Annotated in this window: 18 protein-coding genes and 1 pseudogene; 16 read left to right on the forward strand and 3 right to left on the reverse strand. The window is 36.0% G+C overall.

Features of this window, described 5'->3' with window-relative positions:
• Positions 1–97 precede the first annotated feature (97 nt).
• Together CSV73_RS08770 and CSV73_RS08775 are read left to right on the forward strand one after the other, a co-directional pair.
• Positions 98–1,282: an S-layer homology domain-containing protein gene (locus CSV73_RS08770; RefSeq protein ID WP_085132751.1), complete on the forward strand. Its 1,185-nt coding sequence runs from the start codon at positions 98–100 to the stop codon at positions 1,280–1,282.
• Positions 1,283–1,519: 237 nt separating this feature from the next.
• A complete protein-coding gene (locus CSV73_RS08775; protein ID WP_099627244.1) occupies positions 1,520–2,347 on the forward strand; it encodes a hypothetical protein in 828 nt (275 codons plus the stop codon).
• Between the two features lie 33 nt (positions 2,348–2,380).
• Here the strand turns inward: CSV73_RS08775 and CSV73_RS16685 are convergent.
• Positions 2,381–2,509 (reverse strand): annotated as a pseudogene (locus CSV73_RS16685) (hypothetical protein); the annotation flags it as partial.
• 217 nt (positions 2,510–2,726) lie between these two features.
• Here CSV73_RS16685 and CSV73_RS08780 point away from each other — a divergent pair.
• The 13 genes from CSV73_RS08780 to CSV73_RS08840 all read left to right on the forward strand — a co-directional run bounded on the left by CSV73_RS08780 (position 2,727) and on the right by CSV73_RS08840 (position 16,457).
• Entirely contained in the window at positions 2,727–3,473 is a 747-nt protein-coding gene (locus CSV73_RS08780) for a YveK family protein (RefSeq protein ID WP_099627245.1), read from the forward strand.
• Complete coding sequence (locus CSV73_RS08785; RefSeq protein WP_199093022.1) at positions 3,451–4,170, forward strand: CpsD/CapB family tyrosine-protein kinase; 720 nt, start codon at positions 3,451–3,453, stop codon at positions 4,168–4,170. Before CSV73_RS08780 ends, CSV73_RS08785 begins: the two co-directional genes overlap by 23 nt.
• 57 nt (positions 4,171–4,227) lie before the next feature.
• Complete coding sequence (locus CSV73_RS08790; protein ID WP_099627246.1) at positions 4,228–4,995, forward strand: tyrosine-protein phosphatase; 768 nt, start codon at positions 4,228–4,230, stop codon at positions 4,993–4,995.
• A gap of 80 nt (positions 4,996–5,075) precedes the next feature.
• Complete coding sequence (locus tag CSV73_RS08795; RefSeq protein ID WP_099627247.1) at positions 5,076–6,908, forward strand: polysaccharide biosynthesis protein; 1,833 nt, start codon at positions 5,076–5,078, stop codon at positions 6,906–6,908.
• Between the two features lie 90 nt (positions 6,909–6,998).
• Positions 6,999–8,123 carry a DegT/DnrJ/EryC1/StrS family aminotransferase gene (locus tag CSV73_RS08800; protein WP_099627248.1) on the forward strand — a complete coding sequence of 375 codons (1,125 nt, stop codon included), beginning with the start codon at positions 6,999–7,001 and terminating at the stop codon, positions 8,121–8,123.
• 53 nt (positions 8,124–8,176) lie between these two features.
• Complete coding sequence (locus CSV73_RS08805; protein ID WP_099627326.1) at positions 8,177–8,776, forward strand: sugar transferase; 600 nt, start codon at positions 8,177–8,179, stop codon at positions 8,774–8,776.
• Complete coding sequence (locus tag CSV73_RS08810) at positions 8,769–9,392, forward strand: acetyltransferase (protein ID WP_099627249.1); 624 nt, start codon at positions 8,769–8,771, stop codon at positions 9,390–9,392. The genes CSV73_RS08805 and CSV73_RS08810 overlap by 8 nt, the downstream gene beginning before the upstream one ends.
• 12 nt (positions 9,393–9,404) lie before the next feature.
• Positions 9,405–10,511: a glycosyltransferase family 4 protein gene (locus CSV73_RS08815; protein WP_099627250.1), complete on the forward strand. Its 1,107-nt coding sequence runs from the start codon at positions 9,405–9,407 to the stop codon at positions 10,509–10,511.
• A gap of 27 nt (positions 10,512–10,538) precedes the next feature.
• The gene (locus tag CSV73_RS08820; RefSeq protein WP_099627251.1) at positions 10,539–11,852 is read left to right on the forward strand and encodes a nucleotide sugar dehydrogenase; all 1,314 of its coding nucleotides are present in this window, start codon (positions 10,539–10,541) and stop codon (positions 11,850–11,852) included.
• A gap of 2 nt (positions 11,853–11,854) precedes the next feature.
• Entirely contained in the window at positions 11,855–12,829 is a 975-nt protein-coding gene (locus tag CSV73_RS08825) for an SDR family oxidoreductase (RefSeq protein ID WP_099627252.1), read from the forward strand.
• 2 nt (positions 12,830–12,831) lie between these two features.
• Positions 12,832–13,980 carry a glycosyltransferase family 4 protein gene (locus tag CSV73_RS08830; RefSeq protein WP_099627253.1) on the forward strand — a complete coding sequence of 383 codons (1,149 nt, stop codon included), beginning with the start codon at positions 12,832–12,834 and terminating at the stop codon, positions 13,978–13,980.
• A 12-nt stretch (positions 13,981–13,992) separates the two neighbouring features.
• Complete coding sequence (locus CSV73_RS08835) at positions 13,993–14,511, forward strand: acyltransferase (protein ID WP_099627254.1); 519 nt, start codon at positions 13,993–13,995, stop codon at positions 14,509–14,511.
• A gap of 719 nt (positions 14,512–15,230) precedes the next feature.
• Complete coding sequence (locus tag CSV73_RS08840) at positions 15,231–16,457, forward strand: oligosaccharide flippase family protein (RefSeq protein WP_099627255.1); 1,227 nt, start codon at positions 15,231–15,233, stop codon at positions 16,455–16,457.
• A 348-nt stretch (positions 16,458–16,805) separates the two neighbouring features.
• Here CSV73_RS08840 and CSV73_RS16950 read toward each other — a convergent pair whose 3' ends face one another.
• Positions 16,806–16,937, reverse strand: coding sequence for an IS3 family transposase (locus tag CSV73_RS16950; protein ID WP_099627256.1), 132 nt, complete (start codon positions 16,935–16,937; stop codon positions 16,806–16,808).
• A gap of 918 nt (positions 16,938–17,855) precedes the next feature.
• Here CSV73_RS16950 and CSV73_RS08850 point away from each other — a divergent pair.
• Positions 17,856–19,235: an O-antigen polymerase gene (locus tag CSV73_RS08850; RefSeq protein ID WP_158232319.1), complete on the forward strand. Its 1,380-nt coding sequence runs from the start codon at positions 17,856–17,858 to the stop codon at positions 19,233–19,235.
• Positions 19,236–19,398: 163 nt separating this feature from the next.
• On the opposite strand, the gene CSV73_RS17010 is transcribed toward CSV73_RS08850, so the two are convergent.
• Entirely contained in the window at positions 19,399–19,539 is a 141-nt protein-coding gene (locus CSV73_RS17010; protein ID WP_483315708.1) for a DUF7713 domain-containing protein, read from the reverse strand.
• Positions 19,540–19,916 lie beyond the last annotated feature (377 nt).

Genomic DNA, 19,916 nt, shown 5'->3' on the forward strand with positions numbered 1-19,916 from the left:
AATGATAAATCTTAAAAAAATAATAATTGGTAATACATTCATGTAGGGATATGGTAAACTAGTCTTGAACTAACTAATTATTCGGGGGGTAAATTTATTGAAAAAGACTTCAAAAGCTTCACACAAATTATTTAGAGCTGCTTTAGCAACAACAGTAGCAACTGGGGCATTCGTTGCGGCTGTTCCAGCAGAAACAAATGCAGCAATTAGCTTCAAAGATGTAACGAATCCGGCAGTGCACTACTATAAGCCAGTTTTAGAATTGGCAGAACGTGGTGTAGTGAAAGGGTACGATGATGGTACATACCGTCCAAATGCTTCTGTAACACGTGCACAATCCGCAAAGATTCTAGCACACGTACTAGACTTGGACACAGTAAATGTAAAAGATCCTGGATTTAAGGATGTAAAAAAAGGTACGCCGTATTATGGTCCTATCGCAGCATTAGCTAATGCTGGATATATTAAGGGGTATGAAGATAAAGGTGTTAAGACATTTAAACCGAATAATAACTTAACACGCTCACAAATGGCTAAAATTTTAACGTTAGGTTTTGATTTGAAAGAAGAGTCATTAGCTGCTGATCGTTTCAAGGATGTAAAACCAAGTGATGCATACGCAGGTTATGTAGCGGCATTAGTAGCACTTAATATTACAACGGGTACAACACCGACTACTTTCTCACCTAATGGATTGGTGACGAGAGGCCAAATGGCAACATTCGTAGTTCGTACTGAAACAGCGTTAAAAGTAGAAAAACCTGAAGTCCCTGAGCAACCAGAAAATCCGGATCCGACGCCACCTACAACTCCAGAAGAACCGGATAATCCAACACCAATTCCTCCGACAGTGGAAGTTGGTAACCAAATGTTACACAGTAAAATTGTGGATATATTAGCACAAGGCAATAATTCGACTGATGCTGTTGCAGTTTCATTGTCAGGTAACACATTCACTGTAGATATTAAAAAACCAACGACTACAGTCAATGATTTTAAACTTGTGGCAAAACCGATATTCAATGCATTTAAGACAAATACGATAATCAACTCAGTGACAGTGTCCTTAGTTATTGATAATCAAAGTGTTGTAATTAGCCAATCAAACATTGATCTTAATCAAGACTTCGAGACGGTAGTTGATAAGGCATTGGCAAAAGTAGGCGCTAGTGGCACGACAAATCTAAGTGCATTACAAGGTAAGACTGTTACAATGAACGTAGTAGGTACAATCGATGGTACACCTTTTAATAGCACATATTCATTCGTATTCGGAATTTGATCGATAACTGAGTAGAGAAAAGTTCCGTTTTTATATGGATTTGTGAAAAGTTGTACGCGCTTTTAATAATATGAGGTTATGTCTGTTTAATAGATTTAACAAAGTTGAAAGGGCTACCGCTAAAAGTCGAAAAATTAGACTCGTAGTGGTAGCTCTTTTTTTATTTCCATATTATATTAGGCAGAAGACTTGGAAAACTGGTAAACTATACATAAATAAAGAACAAAGGAGACTAATATGAATAAAAAACTTAAGATATTCTTACTATCGGCATTAGCGGTTATCGTTATAGGTAGTAGCTATATTATATATCTATTCCAATTCAAAGAGTATGAAGTGGCAGATGAAGAAGTGGATGAGATTATTGAGAACCCGTATGAAATTATTTTGCCGAATGGGACCAAGCTTGTTCTTGATGGCGAAGAACAAAACGATGATCAGAATACTGAACAAACGTCGGATAGTAAGTCGGATAATGGGGATGAAAACTCAGACGGCTCAACGTCCACTGCAGCAGGTGATAAAAACACCACTTCTAGTACTGCAGGAAGCACATCTACGGGTCAAGTAGACAGTGCAAAACAACCAGCTAAAGAAAACGTGGGAAGCACAACAGGTACCACTACTTCTACTGGTGATCAATCAGGTAAAAAAGATCCTGCCGGTAGCCAAGCTGCGTCAGGGAATGCGGGATCCAATCAGCCAGCGAAGAAGGATTCTGTAGCGGCGATTAAACAAAAATATGAACCAACCGTTAATAACTTACAAGGACAAGTTGATGGCAAGATTAACTCGTTGATTAGCCGTGCGAAGAATGAATACAGTACGAAAAAAGCGAATGGTGAAAGTATCGATTATGGGTACTTCTACAATAAGTATATGTCTGCTGCTAATAGTTTAGAGTCACAGACGGATGCTGTATTTAATGGAGTCGTTAGCTCGCTTGAAAAAGATCTGCAGGCTAATGGATATGATAAATCGTATTCTCAAAGCATTCGCGATGAGTACGCAGCGCAAAAGAAAGCGCGTCGTGATAGTATCATGAGTAAAGCGATGGGCAGGTAAATGGAAAAACGACTAGTCTAAAAGGATTTCCTTTCAGGCTAGTCGTTCTTTTTTTCTGGGACGCAACGAGACGGCAATTTGCAAAATGAGCAAGAACGTCAGCGCACCGGACATATCGAGTAGGACATCGCGAATGGTGGCGGTTCGTCCTCCCGTGAAATATTGATGGGGGCTTCATCAGCGCGGCCAAGTAGTAATGTGAGGATGCTTGCGATGAAGAATCTAGGGAAACGAGATGGCAGGGATAAGACTTTTCTCATACGCGTAATTATAGCATAATTAATCAAAAATCCTATTTTAAAATGAAAATTCGATATTTTTCATTATGCTTATATGCTATACTAGTAGCAAGTTTGCCGAAAAGGAGCAATTTTACATTATGGAAGAAACGATCAGTTTACAGGAACTATTCACGACATTAAAAAAGCGTTTGGGTTTGATTATAGGAACGACAGTAGCTGCAGCTGTACTTGCGGCGGTTATAAGCTATTTCTTTTTAACACCTATCTATCAAGCTTCTACACAAATACTAGTCAATCAACAAAAAACGGAACAACAATCATTTGACTCGCAAGACATTCAAACGAATTTACAACTTATCAATACATATAATGTCATTATTAAAAGTCCGGTCATCTTATCGCAAGTCATAGAACAATTGGATCTAGACATCACACCGGCAGCACTAAATGCTCAACTTACAGTGAATAGCGAGCAAAACTCACAAGTCGTCAATGTCACAGTACAAGACCCGCAAGCACATAAAGCGGTCGATATCGTCAATACCACTGCAGAAGTGTTCCAAAAAGAAATCGTCAATTTGATGAAAGTCGATAACGTAAATATTTTATCGCCTGCATTCTACGCGGAAGATCCGAAACCCGTTAAGCCAAATAAAGAGCTCAACGTGGTGATTGCAGCAGTTATCGGACTCATGGTAGGAGTAGGCATTGCATTTTTACTAGAATACTTGGATACTACAGTGAAAACAGAACAAGATATTGAAGAATTGCTCGGTTTACCGGTGCTTGGGCTAGTTAGTCCAATTTCTGATAAGGAAGTCCACACGGCAACCGTTGCGCCAAAGAAAGGGTCAAGTGCACATGTCAAAAAAGCGCATATTTAATAAGAAGAAACAGGCTAAACAATCCGTTGCGCGTAAATTAGTTACGGAAACGAATCCGAAATCAGTAGTGTCCGAGCAATTCCGTACTATACGGACGAATATCAACTTTTCCATGCCCGATCATGATCTGAAGTCCATTTTGTTCACGTCAGCAACGCCAGGGGAAGGGAAGTCTACAGCGTCAGCTAATACAGCTGTGGTCTTTGCGCAAGAAGGAAAGAAAGTGCTGTTGATTGACGCGGATATGCGAAAACCGACTACACATTATACATTTTCCCGAATGAATGCGACAGGCCTATCTAACTTATTGACTCGTCAATGGGAGCTTGAGGATATTATCCAACAGACTGATGTTGAAGGGCTCGATCTCATCACAAGTGGACCCATCCCGCCAAATCCCGCGGAACTTTTAGGATCGAAGACAATGGACGTACTCATAGAAAAACTTAAAGAAAAGTATGACATGATCATTTTTGATGCGCCACCCGTTTTATCTGTGACAGATGCGCAAATTTTGTCAAATAAAGCAGAAGGCACGATTTTGGTTCTGAATACAGGCACTACAGAAAAAGACAGTGTACTGAAAGCAAAAGAAGCGCTGATCTCTTCCCAAGCGAATGTTATAGGAACGATTTTAAATAACTTCATATTGCAAAAAGATCAGTATTACTACCAATATTATGGAAACGATGAGTGAAAGGGCCTTGCGCCTTTTCACTTTTCTTGAATACAGCAAAGTGCTAGGAGGACATACATGATTGATATACATAGCCATTTATTGTTCGGTGTCGACGATGGACCTGACACAATCGAAGGGACCATGCGCATGGTAGAAGAGGCCGCGTCAGAAGGCATCACTCAGCTAGTCGTTACACCGCATGCTTATAGCCCGCATTACCACGTACCGGTGCAAGAAGTGGAAAGCCAAGTTCGAATGTTAGGGGATATTATTCAAGTGGCAGGCATTGATCTGACTTTATCAGTGGGTCAAGAAGTACGGCTGCATGAACATATTATCGAAAATTTATTGAATAAAGACATACTCACATTAGCCAACTCTCGTTATTTACTATTGGAGCTACCTACTCAACATGTTCCAGCCTACACCATTAAAATCATCCAGTCTTTACTAGAAGAAGGCATTGTGCCCATCATTGCACATCCCGAACGGAACAAAGGGATAGCAGAGAAACCTGAGCGACTGGAGCGGTTAGTACGTCACGGTGCACTTGCACAAGTGACAGCGGGCAGTGTGGCAGGTCACTTTGGGAAAAATGTTCAGAAGTTATCTATTCAGCTCATAGAAGCGAATTTGATCCATGCGTACGGGTCGGATGCGCATAATACCGATAACCGTCCATTTTTATTCAATAAAGGATTAGAAGTGCTTGGAAAGAAAGTGGACATGGACACAGTGGATATGTTGTTGGTGAACAATCAACAAATTATCCAGAATAAATTACTCACCATCTATGAACCGGAAACGCCAGTGATTAAAAAGTGGTGGCAATTAATTGGATAGATTGGTAATGTTATAAAGGTTGATACTCTAAATTGACTAGTGAGTAAGTAGTAGAAACACAATTGAAAGGAGGAGCTCCTTTGACTGTACGCAAACGAATGACCATGTTAATCGCAGCCGATTCCATAATCGTCTTATTGTCGATCTATATAGGATACTTCATGCTTCATCCATTCACTTCGATTATCTTCAATAAAATGTTGCTAATCAGCGCCATTACGATACAGATTGCGCATCATTTCTTTGCTTGGTATTACGGCCTCTATCGAAAAGCGTGGTCGTATGCATCTATCGGTGAACTGAAGTCGATCGTCAAAGCCGTCACGTTCACCATCCTCGCAGTGGTCGTTGTTCAATTTACCCTCACACAAGATGTCTACGCTCGCGCATTGGCTATCACATGGATGTTGCACGTTCTGCTAATAGGGGGATCCCGTCTGTCTTGGCGTCTAGTGAGAGATGTAGTCGTGAAGGATAAAAGTATCGATATGAAACGCACGATGATTCTAGGAGCCGGACAAGCAGGCACGATGATCGCCAGACAAGTACTAAGCAATCCAGAATACGGCATGAAACCTGTCATTTTTGTAGATGACGATAAAATGAAACAAGGTCTCGATATTTACGGAATGCGTGTTTATAGGGGTACTAAGAACATCCAGCAATTAGTAGATATGCATCACATAGATAAAATCATCATTGCGATTCCCTCGATGGGTAAACAGCAAATGACAGAGTTAATGAAGCGTTGTATCGAAACAGGCGTCAAAACGCAAACGATTCCACGCATTGAAGACTTGATGACAGGGAAAGTATCCGTTAAAGATATGCGTGACGTGAAAATAGAAGATCTACTCGGACGTGACGAAGTACAGCTCGATATGCAGGCCATTGAACAGAAGTTGACCGGTAAAACAATCCTCATCACAGGAGCAGGCGGTTCAATTGGATCGGAAATTTGCAGACAAGTAGTCGAGTTCCAACCAAAGAAATTGATACTACTCGGTCATGGTGAAAACTCGATCTATACTATAGACATGGAACTGCGCCAAAAAGTTTCATCTACTACAGAAATATGTCCTGTAATCGCAGACGTGCAAGATCGTACGCGCATATTTGATCTGATGAGCGAACTAAAACCGGATGTCATCTACCACGCGGCAGCACATAAACATGTACCACTCATGGAAGGCAACCCGATGGAAGCCGTCAAAAATAATATATTCGGTACAAAAAACGTAGCAGAAGCCGCTAGATTCTTTAGCGTCAAGCACTTCGTTCTCGTGTCGACCGACAAAGCAGTCAATCCACCGAACATCATGGGGGCGACAAAGCGCTTCGCTGAAATGATTATACAAAATTTAGCTAAAGACAGTGAAACCAAATTTGCCGCTGTACGATTCGGCAACGTCTTAGGTTCACGAGGCAGCGTAGTGCCGTTATTCAAACAACAAATTGCCAAAGGTGGGCCTGTCACGATTACGGATCCAGAAATGACCAGATACTTCATGACGATTCCCGAAGCATCACGCCTAGTCATTCAAGCAGGAACACTTGCACAAGGCGGCGAAGTGTTTGTTCTCGATATGGGCGAACCAGTCAAGATTGTCGATTTAGCGAAGAACTTGATCAAGCTGTCTGGCTATGAAGAAGATGAAATCAAAATCAACTACTCGGGCATTCGTCCTGGTGAGAAGTTATATGAAGAGCTATTGAATGAAGACGAACGACAGAGTGAACATGTATTTCCGAAGATTTATATCGGGAAAGCTACACCGATTTCGGAGACAGAGCAATTATATGTGTTGGATAAGTTGCCTGGTATGGGTGATGGGGAGTTGAAAGAGACTTTGGTTGGGTTGGCGAATCGGAAGTTTGTGGAGGCGCCACAATCTACTAGAAGTGTAATGTAATGCTCTACATACATACACGACCATTGCATAGTGAACAAACCACGGTATAGGCTCTTTTATGAAATGTAGGTAGGGAAGGAAGTTAGTAAAATGAAGTCAACGAAAACACGCGAAAAAGTATTTCTTGCATCACCTCATATGAGTGATGAAGGGTACGAGATGGAATACATAAAAGAAGCATTTGATACGAACTGGATCGCTCCACTTGGAGAAAACGTCAATCAATTTGAAGTAGAATTCGCCACTAAAGTCGGTTCTACGGATGCAGCTGCATTGTCTTCAGGTACCGCTGCTATTCACTTAGCATTGAAAGCCGCTGAAGTGGGAGAAGGGGACATTGTTTTCTGTCCAACATTAACGTTTTCGGCCACTGCGAATCCAATCATTTATCAAAACGCGACACCCGTCTTTATAGACAGTGATTACGAAACGTGGAATATGTGTCCGAAAGCTTTAGAAAAAGCTTTTGAACAATATCCCGAAGTGAAAGCGGTCATCGTCGTACATTTATATGGACTTTCGGCCGATATGGACAAGATCATGGAACTTTGCAACAAACACGGTGTACGTGTCATAGAAGATGCAGCAGAATCATTAGGTACATACTATAAAGGCAAACATACAGGCACAATCGGCCATTATGGTGCATTTTCATTTAACGGCAATAAAATCATTACGACTTCAGGTGGCGGTATGCTAGTTTCGGATAATGTGGAAAAGGTCGCAAAGTCCAGATTTTGGGCGACTCAATCAAGAGATCAGGCGAGACATTATCAACATAGCGAACTGGGTTACAACTACCGAATGAGTAATGTGTCAGCGGGAATCGGCAGAGGACAGTTAAAAGTATTAGATCAGCGAGTGGACAAGAAAAGAGAAATCTTCAACTTTTATAAACGTGAATTAGAAGATTTAGAAGGAGTCTACTTCATGCCGGATAATAACTGGGGTGAGCCAAACTACTGGTTAAGTTCCATGATCTTAACAGGAAAAGTGAGACCGCAACATATATTTGAAGCACTAGAAGAAGAAAATATTGAATCACGTCCAGTATGGAAACCTATGCATTTGCAGCCGTACTTTGAGAAGTATGATTTTGTGGGTGAAGGAATATCAGAAGAACTGTTTGCGAATGGTGTTTGTTTGCCATCGGATACGAAGATGACTCAGGATGATTTGAATAGAGTGGTTCGTATTGTTAAAGGGTTGTGGTGAAGATCAATCAGAACGGCAAGCATAACTTTTATAGAAAAATTGTAAAAAGACCAATGGATTTTGTTCTTTCGCTTATGGCTATTATTGTTCTTAGTCCTATACTTTTGATCGTAGCTATCCTAGTCAGAACAAAACTAGGTAGCCCCGTGTTGTTTAAACAGAAGCGACCGGGTCTTAATGAAGAGATTTTTACGATGTATAAATTCAGGACTATGACGGATGAAAAAGACGCAGAAGGTAATCTATTACCTGATCACGTGAGACTGACAAAGTTCGGTAAGCTGTTGCGTTCTACATCATTAGATGAACTACCAGGACTTTTTAATATTGTAAAAGGAGATATGTCCATTATCGGACCACGACCGTTACTAGTTCAATATTTGCCATTATACAATGAACAGCAAAAACGACGTCATGAAGTAAAGCCCGGATTATCTGGATTAGCACAAGCCAGTGGTAGAAATGCGTTGAGTTGGGAAGATAAATTTAATCTAGATGTTAAGTATGTCGACCATATTAGTTTTATCGGTGATTGGAAGATTATTTTGATGACGATTAAGAAAGTGATTGTGAGAGAAGATATTAGTTCAGAGACAGCTGCTACTATGGAGCCGTTTACGGGCGCTAAAAAGGAAGAAATCAACTATGAGTAAAAAACTACTTATTATCGGAGCAAGCGGACATGGAAAAGTAGTCGCTGATATTGCCATCAAAATGAATAAGTGGAGCAGTATCGACTTCTTAGATGATAAGACGATTAAAAATGTAATGGGATTAGATGTAATAGGAAGTTCAACAGCCATGTTGAGGTATATTGATGAATATGAAATATTTGTTGGTATTGGTGATAATGCAATTAGAAAAAAGATTTTTGAGACGCTTAAAACTGCAGGAGCTACCATCCCCACATTAGTTCATCCGAATGCTGTTATTGGATCAGAAGTAAGTATAGGTCCTGGTACGGTAGTTATGGCGGGAGTCATTATTAACTGCTGTACCGTGATAGGTCAGGGATGCATTATCAATACGGGTGCTTCGGTAGATCATGATAACCTTATTGGGGATTTTGTTCATGTGTCACCGGGTGCTCGTTTGGCTGGCACGGTCACAGTTGGAGAAGGATCTTGGTTAGGTATTGGTAGTGTTGTTAGTAATAATATTAGTGTTGCTAGTGAATGTATTATTGGTGCTGGTTCCGTTGTTGTTAAAAGTATATGTGCTTCAGGAATTTATTTAGGTATTCCTGCAAAGAAACTAATTAGAAGTTAGGAGCAATATGCTATGAAAGTATTCATCTTAGGAAGTTATGGTCCTTCGTTAGTGAATTTTAGAGGAGACATGATTAAATCAATGGTTGAAAATGGCCATGAAGTAATAGCATGTGCTCCTGATGAAAATGACGATTTAGAAAATCAGTTATTAGCGCTTGGTGCTAAATATGTACCAATAGTTATGAATAGAACAGGTATGAATCCAATTAAAGATATATATTTATTTAATGAAATTAAGAAGAAAATTAAAAATGAAAAACCAGATGTTTTTCTTTCATACACTATTAAGCCTAACATTTATGGAACATTAGCAGCTCATGTAAGTGGTGTTGAAAATATTTATGGTTTAATGACTGGTGCTGGATCTGTAATTCGTGGTAATACATTAAAATTAAAAATAATTCAAAAAGGAATAGTTCCTCTGTATAGAATTGCTTTTAAAAAATGTAAAGCTCTTCTCTTTTTAAATGAAGATGATTTGGAGTTATTTAAAAACAAAAGAATTGTTAATAAGCAGGAGGTAGTTGTTATAGGTAGTTCTGGAGTGAATTTAAACGTATTTGATAAAAGACCTTTGAAGAATAAAGATACATATTTGTTTATTGCTAGACTTATAAAGGACAAAGGTATAAATGAATTTCTAAAAGCGGCAAGTATAGCAAAAGAAAAACGTCCCTCAATGAAGTTTAATGTATTAGGACCATTTGATAAAAACCCTACGGCTATTACTCATGAGGATTTAAATAAGTGGATCGATAAAGGAACTATAAATTACTTAGGTGAAACTAAAGATGTCCGGCCTTTTATCGAAGATAGCTTTGTGATTACACTCCCTTCATACCATGAAGGTCAAGGAAGAGTCTTAGTGGAGGCAATGGCTATGGGTAGAGCGACAATTGCTACAGATGTTTCGGGTTGTAGACAAACAGTTAAAGATGGTGAAACAGGATTCCTTGTTCCAGTTAAGAACTCAGAAGTATTAGCTGAAAAAATGATATATATGTATGATAATCCCGAAATAACATTGAAAATGGCTGAACAAGGATATAAAAGAGCGCTAGAAAAGTATGATGTAAAAAAAATCAACGAAATTATTTTAAACGCAATGGAATTATAAAATATGAATTAAATTGAGGCGAAGTAATTGGATATTTATGAAAAAATAGTTTGTGGAGAAGAAAAAATTTCCGTAGTTGGACTAGGTTATGTAGGAATGCCAGTTGCAGTAGCTTTTGCTAAAAAAGTAAATGTAATTGGTTTTGATATTAGCCAAGAAAAAATAGAGCTCTATAAAAGTGGTATAGATCCTACAAAAGAAGTTGGAAATGATGTAATTAAAAATACTTCAATCAACTTTACCTCTAAAGAAGAAGACTTAAAGAATGCCAAGTTTCATATAGTGGCTGTACCAACACCAGTTAGAGAAGACCGTACACCTGATTTAACACCCTTAAAATCAGCAAGTACTAAACTAGGTAAAAACTTAACAAAAGGATCAGTGGTAGTTTTTGAATCTACAGTATACCCTGGCGTTACAGAAGATATATGTGTTCCAATCTTAGAAAAAGAGTCTGGTTTAAAGTGCGGACTAGATTTCAAAGTAGGGTATTCACCTGAAAGAATCAATCCAGGTGACAAAGTACATACGCTAGAAAATATTATTAAAGTAGTTGCAGGCCAAGATGAAGAAGTATTAGATGTAATTGCAAAGGTTTATGAGCTTGTAGTTGGTGCAGGTGTATTTAAAGCGGCAAGTATTAAAGTAGCTGAAGCGGCAAAAGTCATTGAAAATTCTCAACGAGATATCAATATTGCATTTATGAATGAGCTTTCTATTATTTTTAATAAACTAGAAATAGATACAAAAGCCGTACTTGAAGCTGCAAGTACAAAGTGGAATTTCCTTAACTTCTCTCCGGGGCTAGTAGGAGGGCATTGTATAGGTGTCGATCCGTATTATTTAACTTATAAAGCGGAGCAGATGGGTTATCATTCCCAAATTATTCTTTCTGGCAGAAAGATAAATGATAATATGGGAAAATATGTTGCTGAGAATATAGTTAAGAAAATGATTAAAGCTAATAAGCAAATAAATGGGGCGAAAGTTGCTGTTTTTGGTATTACCTTTAAAGAAAACTGTCCGGATGTTAGAAATACTAAAGTGGTTGATGTAATCAAGGAACTCCAAGAGTATGGTATTGAAGTTAAGGTTGTCGACCCCGTAGCAGATGAAGAAGATTTAAACGCGATGTACGATATTAAGCTTTCCCAATCTGAAGAGGTTAAAGATATGGATGCAGTTATTTTTGCAGTAACGCATGAAGAATTTAAAAGTATTTCATTAGAAGATGTTAAATATATGTGTAAAGAGCCTGTAGAGCTTGTATTAGCAGATTTAAAGGGCATTTTTGATAGAGAGCAAGCAAAGACTTCAGGGTTTAATTATTGGGGGCTGTAAGAATGGGCTATGAAGATGTAAAATTCCCAAAAGGAAGTAAGTTTTTAGTAACAGGATCGGCAGGATTTATCGGTTCTAATTTAGTGGAAGCTATACTTAGGTTAGGATATCAAGTTAGAGGATTAGATGATTTTTCAACTGGTAAAAAAGATAATGTGGAAGAGTTTTTAGATGACTCGAATTACGAGTTTATTGAAGGTGATATTCGTAATTTCGAAACATGTATGAGGGCTTGTAATGGAGTAGATTATGTTTTAAATCAAGCGGCTTGGGGAAGCGTTCCAAGAAGTATTAAGATGCCTCAGTTTTATGAAGAAGTAAACATCAAAGGGACCCTAAATATGATGGAAGCTGCTAGACAAAATGGAGTGAAAAAGTTTGTTTATGCTTCTAGTTCTTCTGTGTATGGGGATGATCCTAATCTTCCAAAGATAGAAGGAAGAGAAGGAAGTGTGTTATCGCCATATTCTTTGACTAAGAAAGTAAATGAAGAGTACGGAAGACTTTATAGCAAACTTTATGGACTAGATACATATGGATTACGCTATTTTAATGTGTACGGTAGACGACAGAATCCTGATGGGTCTTACGCTGCAGTTATTCCAAAGTTCATTAAACAACTACTTGACAATGAACAACCTACAATAAATGGGGATGGAAAACAAAGTCGTGATTTTACTTATATAGAAAATGTTATAGAAGCTAACTTGAAGGCTTGTGAAGCACCTAGTAAATCGGCAGGCGAAGCCTATAATATAGCTTGCGGAGGACGGGAATTTTTGATTGATATATATAAGCATTTAAGTAATACACTAGGTAAGGATATCCAGCCAAACTTTGGACCCAATCGTATTGGGGATATTAAACACAGTAATGCTGATATTAGTAAAGCTGGAGAAATGCTAGGTTACGAGCCTGACTGGAACTTCGAAAGAGGAATTCAAGCTGCGATCGAGTGGTATAAGGAGAATCTATAATTATGAAAGCCTTATTTGTACATGATCATAAATTTCCTTACAAGGATGGAATAAATTATTATTCTTATGGATTTGATGAGGAATTTTTCAATAGGTATTTAATGATATTCGATGAACTAGGGATAGTTGGGCGAGATGTTTTGATATCTACAGAAGAATCAAAGAAAGCCACGATAGTTAAGAGTGAAGTTCAGTTTCAAAACTTAAAAAGTTTTAGTGAACTTAAATCATCCGATATAAGAAAAAAAATCAATGAAAGCATCTCTAATAGTGATTATATAATAATTAGGTTACCTAGTGTTTTGGGATTATATACGTTACGAAGTGCTAAAAAGTTAAAGAAACCATACTTAATTGAAGTTGTTGGAAACGCTTGGGATAGTTTGTGGAGCCAGGGCGGGACAAAGAAAATGATTGCCCCAATAATGTCTACTTTGTGTAAAAAAGCAATATTAGGTGCACCATATGTTGTATATGTAACAGAAAAGACTCTACAGGCAGCCTATCCCACGAATGGACAAAGTATTGCTTGTTCTAATGTAACCTTACATAGTGTAAGCAATTCATTAAATAAACGCTTAGAAAAGATCAGGAATACAAGTTTTGAAAAGAAATTGGTGATTGGTACTTGTTCCACTCTAAATATTTATAAGGGACAACAAGATGTAATTAAAGCTATATCAAGTCTTAAATCCCAAGGTTATGCCATTGAATATCAATTAGTAGGTAGCGGAAATCAGGAATATTGTAAAGCTATTGCAAAAAGTTATGGTGTGAGTGATGAAGTTAAGTTTCTAGGTAGGTTAAACCATGATGAAGTATTTTCATGGTTGGATAATATTGATATTTATATTCAACCAAGCTTAACGGAAGGATTACCTAGAGCTGTGATAGAGGCTATGAGTAGAGGCTGTCCAATTATGGGTTCTGACGCTGGAGGTATTCCAGAATTAATAGAAAATGAATTTGTATTTGAAAAAGGCAACTCTGAAAGTATTTGCGCATTAATCAAAAAGACTACTACTAAAGCCATGCTAGAACAGTCAATAAAAAATCATAGTAATTCAAAAGAGTATCTGAAATCTGTATTGTATGATCGAAGAATAAACTTTTTTAATAAGTTTATTGAAGAATCTATAAACATAAAATGAGGTAATGGAACAGTGAAACACATTAGATATTTAATAAGTTTTCTAGGCAGAGATATACCTATCCATATGATAAATTTGCTAACTGCTTTACTTCCAAATCACATTGTGACTAATAGAATTAGGGGTAGTCTAATCAGTCCATTTTTAGGTGAAAGCGGAAAAAGACTTCAGGTTGGGAAAAATGTTATTATTAATAATCCTGGTAAACTAAGGATAGGTAATGACTGTTATATTTCTCACTTTTGTTACGTACAGGCAAAAGGAGAAATAGTATTTGGTGATAATGTGATTATAGGTCCGATGTCTGTAATTGCAAGTAGTAATCATATATTTGAAAATGGCATAGCAACCAATAAAGGAATTAGTAAGCCTATAAAAATCGGTAGTGGCACGTGGTGTGGAGGACATGTTGTAATCACATCGGGAGTCAATGTAGAAAATGGAGTAGTAGTAGCAGCAGGAGCTATTGTAACTAAAGATGTTTCTGCAAATAGTAAGGTTGCAGGGGTACCGGCAAAAGAGTTATCTTAAGAATCTTAAAACGTGATGAAATTGATGGAATAATAACTTTCGAACGAATAAAATATTATAAAAGTTTATGTTGATATGAAGAAATTAGATTTTAATTAATGTAACACTTTTAATAAGCTACCTTACTTTTATACTATTTCAGGAGGAATAGGAATAGAACTCGAATCTAAACAAAGGTAGTCGTTGCGTTCTCCTAGTATACTTGTATTGAATTCTTTGATTGGTTTTAGCATCGATCCTTCATGTTGTAAGTCATTTGCGGTGCATGAAGAAGTCCGCACACCTCTTAAATAAGGCAATGATTTTATTTGTATTAAACATATCTTGAAATATATTCTACAAAAACGATTCTAGTGTGCGATACAAATCATTCATTGAATTGCCCAAGTTGAGATCTATACGATTGTGTTTTTCATAATCTGAAAACGCCGTTAATCCTGTGGTTATGAGGGTATTGGTAGTTTTCTCTACTTTTTACAGACAGTGACAATGTCTGTTGTTGATTGATTCCCAATGTCTTTTTATTGTGAATTTATTATGGTAACTTTGTTCTACAAAAAACTTATTTTCTGTTTATTCATTTATATAATATATTTAATATTACCCTGCTGTTAGTTCACCTTTAGTTTCAACTAAAAATATAGATACAAGTGTATTAAGTAAAACTTCTTTGATCACTTTACTATCTTTTTAAATTTATATAGAAAGAAAGAAAAACCATGAATCTAATTCGAAATATATCTTGGGTTTTTGGAGCGAATTTATTCGTTTCTTTAACAAAGTGGCTTTCTGTAGTAGTTATAGCAAAAACTCTTAATGCAGGGGATGTAGGGGTATATGCACTTGCATTTGCAATTGGTGCTCCCGTAACACTTTTAGCTAATATGAAATTAAGATCTTTATACATAACTGATGATGAAAAAGGATTTAGTAACTACATTTTTTCTCGAAATTTAATTAGTATAATTACCGTTATCTGTCTGGCTATTATTGCAATAGTTATGTATCAAGAATATCTCATTATAATAATGTTAATTGGTTTGATGAAAGTTTTTGATTTGCAATCTGATATCTACTATGCGATTCCACACAAAAATGAAGATATGAAACTTATAGGAAGATTAATGATAATTAAACACTTGTTAACATTTATATTTTTCCTATTAGCTATTTTATTTACAAAAAGTCTAGTAATATCAATTTCAATTCAATTAATAACACAAATGTTAATTTTATATTTTGTAGAAATTAGAGAAATAAATAAAAGATATACTTTACAAAGTGATAAAATAAAATTTGATTTTAAATATGTCAAACTGGTAATATTGGCAGGTTTACCATTAGGTTTTGTGCAAATGATGACATCCTTTAATACCTCATATCCTCAATATTTAATAGAACACTTTGAATCACCGGAGATATTGGGCTACTTTTCTGCAATAGTTTATATTGTAGTAATCGGTAATATGTTGATTAATGCTGTATCCCAAAACTTTCTTCCGGTGTTAAGTAAAAAAATAAATTCGAAAGACTATGATTCTTTTAAAGAAATCATTTTTGTTAAGTTAACAGGTTTCTCCTTAGTAATAGGGGTATTTTTAATTCTAAGCAGTTACTTTTTTGGAGAAACATTTTTAAGAATCTTTTATGGTATGGAATATGCTAATTATAATCATATATTGATATTAATGAGTTTTGCTTTGGCTATAAACTTTATCAGCTGGAATTATGACACTGCTCTTTTAACAATGAAATATATCAGTATTCAACCTAAAATTTCAATAGTCATTTTAATAATGAATCTTATGCTTGGTTATTTCTTCATAAGCTCATATGGTATTGAGGGGGCAGCCATTACAGTTATTATTACTAATACTTTGCAACTAATTTTAAGAATTGTCTTTGTTTGTATTCGATTAAATATGTTAATGAAAGATAGGTTTTAAGAAATTTATTTAGGAGTATGTTAAATGAAATATGCCAAGAGTGAAAACGTAAAAGGTATAGTTAATATCGTAGCATTAAATTTCACTAGGATTGCTATATTTATGATTTGGATGATATCTTCATTCACTATCTCCGACATTATTTACAAATATAAGACTTTTTAAATAATATTTGTTGTTTTTTTATTCGTAAGATATGTAATATTACCGGAATTAATTGTATACTCTATCTATTACAGATAAATTTATTAGTTCTCTCTTATCTTCTTCATATCAATTACTGATATGTATTAACAACACTAAATCGGACAGATTTTATGAAGTTCCTAATCTACATTGCATTGGTATTTAATAATCCAGCGTTCTGTGTATTCGAACTTGACCGAACCAATTTACATAACTCTGTAGTTCACACTCTAGCTGGTTAATAGAAGTAAAGGTTATTTGCTTATTAGACTCTGCCTCAACTATATTAAACATCCTTTCTGCCAAGCATATCGTATGAAAAACCTTTCATATTGAGCGATCAACCAATCCCAAAAGCTTCTAAAGTTTCGTCAATTAAGAGATTTTTATATTCTCAGCTGAGGTTCTGTATGAGGTAAAAGGATACGATTCAAGCTGAGTTATATGGAAATAAATCCTTAAAGATTAACCCAGCTGTCTTTTGGGAATCTGCACTGTAGCCGATGTTTTCACTATTGAAAAGATTGACATATAAGCATATGTATTTCCAACTTCCAATGACTCGAACGTATGTTAAATCACTGACAATAATATCTAGGTAAGCGTCAAATAGTAAACACATATTAATAGAATAAGATTCGTGAGATAATCCTCCCAGACAATATGTTTTGGGAGGCATTTACTTGGGATTAAAAAGGAAGAAGCATACTGGTCTACAAAGATCGTATAAGAAGATTTCCAAATTTCTTCTTCATATGCTATATTGACGCCAGTTAACAATGAAGTATTTGATGTTCTTCAGACAGGTTGGAAGTAGCAATATCCAACCATAAACCTGATGAAACAATTACCAGTCTAACGGAGAATGCGGATTATGGAAATTATATTTTCATTTCGCTTCACATTGATTATTTCGCTACTTATCGTCAAACAAAAAAGAGGTAATTTTAAAAATCAAGCGGAAATTCTATGAAGAGTTACCTTGATTTTATTGTTAATAGATACGAAAAGATGTTAAATACTATATCAACTTATTTGAAAAGTCTTTTTTGGGGTTATAAGACTAGATGAAGTAGTGAGTAATCTGCGGGTGAATTTAAAAGTGTTGAGGAAATTATAGTTGATTAATACTTAGACAGATAAAGTTAAACCTTAAAATCATCAACACTCATTTATATCTATATGGTAATAAATCATAGGAGGTTTCGAAGTGTGAAAACACCAAAGAATGGATTATTTTTAGAAATCACTTTAATATGTTTTGGAGTTGTTATATCTCTTATATCCTTTATATTTGGACATGATGTTTGGGGTGGTGTAAGCGCCTTAGCAATACTAGTAATTGTGGCTATATATAGGGCGAATCTAAATTTAATCCACCCATTAACTTGGTTCCCATCAATCTTCTTTTTGTATTCGATTGCATATCCAGTATTAGTCGAGTTAGGCGAATACCCACCCACTAACTTTTTAAAAGAAACTTTGTTTCTAGAGTGGATTGCATTATTAACTTTTATTTTAGTATTTGGAAAGCCGAAAAATAGAATAGTTTGTTATGACGATCAATCTATAACTAATATTAAGATTATAGCTTTTCCATTATATATAGTCTCATTTGCATTAACGGCCATTTACATTTTCAGTGTTTATAGTAGGGGACTAACGTCAAAATATGCTATTTCATTGGATCAATCATTCTTAAAAAATTTAACTTTGTTTTTTCCGATTTTCATTTTATGTTTTATTCTTCTACTTTCATATAATTTTATAGTGAAGAAAGAAATGCCTAAAATGTTGATTGCATTTACAATAGGTTACACTATAATTGCCCTTTTGGTGTTAGGTGAAAGGGATTTGGTGCTAAAAGTTTTATTGTGTATATTGTTCTTAACTCATATTCTATATAAACGAATCTCACGTAGAAAATTAATGATTATAGGTATATTAGGATTGTATTTAGTTCCGTTTCTAGGTGGTTTTAAAAATTTTGCAGTTAAAGAAGCAGTTGTTGCTGAAGAGAGGAAGTCATTGGTTGTAGATATTTTAACTTCTGAATTTAGTGCTGCATCGAAAAATATAAGCGAACTGTTAAATCAGCCAAATTTATGGGAACCATTCTATGGGAAGACATTCTTGTGGGATTTACAGGTTGTTCTTGGAATAGGGGTTTCTCCAGGAGCATGGTATAACAATACATTCTTTCCCGAATTGATTGCTCGTGGAGGGGGGAATGGTTTTACTATAGTTGGTGAAGGTTATATAAATTTCGGGACATTCGGAGTAATCTTGGTGTTTTCTTTTTTAGCGATGATATTAAAGTTTGTTTATTTAAAATCAAGCGGCAATATTATTTGGTTAACTATTTATATTGCTAGTCTGCCAATATTTATTTATATGATTAGGGGAGACTTAGCAACTTTATTAACACAAGTCAGCAAACAAATCATACTCCCATTAATTATAATTTTTATTCTTAAACATATTTTAGAAAATTCATTAAAGAAAATAAAGAGGCCGAAGAGATTTCCTATTTATAAAGCAGAATTGGAACATATAGAAAACCGCACAGTTCGTACACTATTTGAAAAGTAGATACCAGTTGCCTAAACAGTTATACCATAATTCATCAAAAGTGCTTATCTGTGTATTACACAACTTAGACTCTATTATGTTAATTTGACATCAAACAACAAAAGAGTCTTTTGAACTAGAAACCGATTGGAAGATACTTCTTTGATGCAGGCTATCTATTCAGCTAATCGGCCAAGTTCCTCATCACCATCTTCATTTGGAATCTTTCGAAAGCTTGCAAGTGACTACCTACCTCATACCATTTATACGGCTTATTGTCGATGATTACGAGAGGTGACTTCACTGTTGCTTGAATCGTAGGCACGTACCAACTTTCGAGTAGTTTTGTTTTAAATGCGAGTACCTGTGCATTATGTAACTAATGCACAATTCAAGCAATTAAATTGCGTATGTTTAGTGCAGAAGGAAAGTACATAGTATTGCAACCTAATCCAGAGTTGCATCTTTACTTGGAGTGGTGGGCATGATAGCCTTCACAAGGGCTCTATGTCAAATTGCAACATTGTGTAATTGTAATTGCAAACTTCTATATAACGTTTTTGCAAAATACAGCGTACAATAAAAGAATCTTTTGATCGAGAAGTCGATCGGAAGGTTCCTTTTTTGATGCAGCCTATCTGTCCGGTTGAAAGCATACGGTTCGATGCAAAACGGATCACTAAATAAACATTCCAACATTCA

It is taken from the genome of Sporosarcina sp. P1 (assembly GCF_002743155.1).
Taxonomy (GTDB): Bacteria; Bacillota; Bacilli; order Bacillales_A; family Planococcaceae; genus Sporosarcina; species Sporosarcina ureae_B.

Coding starts and splice junctions, on each gene's coding strand:
- CSV73_RS08775 (WP_099627244.1), top strand. CDS start 1,520: ATGAATAAAAAACTTAAGATATTCTTACTATCGGCATTAGCGGTTATC.
- CSV73_RS08780 (WP_099627245.1), top strand. CDS start 2,727: ATGGAAGAAACGATCAGTTTACAGGAACTATTCACGACATTAAAAAAG.
- CSV73_RS08785 (WP_199093022.1), top strand. CDS start 3,451: ATGTCAAAAAAGCGCATATTTAATAAGAAGAAACAGGCTAAACAATCC.
- CSV73_RS08790 (WP_099627246.1), top strand. CDS start 4,228: ATGATTGATATACATAGCCATTTATTGTTCGGTGTCGACGATGGACCT.
- CSV73_RS08800 (WP_099627248.1), top strand. CDS start 6,999: ATGAAGTCAACGAAAACACGCGAAAAAGTATTTCTTGCATCACCTCAT.
- CSV73_RS08805 (WP_099627326.1), top strand. CDS start 8,177: ATGGATTTTGTTCTTTCGCTTATGGCTATTATTGTTCTTAGTCCTATA.
- CSV73_RS08810 (WP_099627249.1), top strand. CDS start 8,769: ATGAGTAAAAAACTACTTATTATCGGAGCAAGCGGACATGGAAAAGTA.
- CSV73_RS08815 (WP_099627250.1), top strand. CDS start 9,405: ATGAAAGTATTCATCTTAGGAAGTTATGGTCCTTCGTTAGTGAATTTT.
- CSV73_RS08825 (WP_099627252.1), top strand. CDS start 11,855: ATGGGCTATGAAGATGTAAAATTCCCAAAAGGAAGTAAGTTTTTAGTA.
- CSV73_RS08830 (WP_099627253.1), top strand. CDS start 12,832: ATGAAAGCCTTATTTGTACATGATCATAAATTTCCTTACAAGGATGGA.
- CSV73_RS08840 (WP_099627255.1), top strand. CDS start 15,231: ATGAATCTAATTCGAAATATATCTTGGGTTTTTGGAGCGAATTTATTC.
- CSV73_RS16950 (WP_099627256.1), bottom strand. CDS start 16,937: ATGTTTAATATAGTTGAGGCAGAGTCTAATAAGCAAATAACCTTTACT.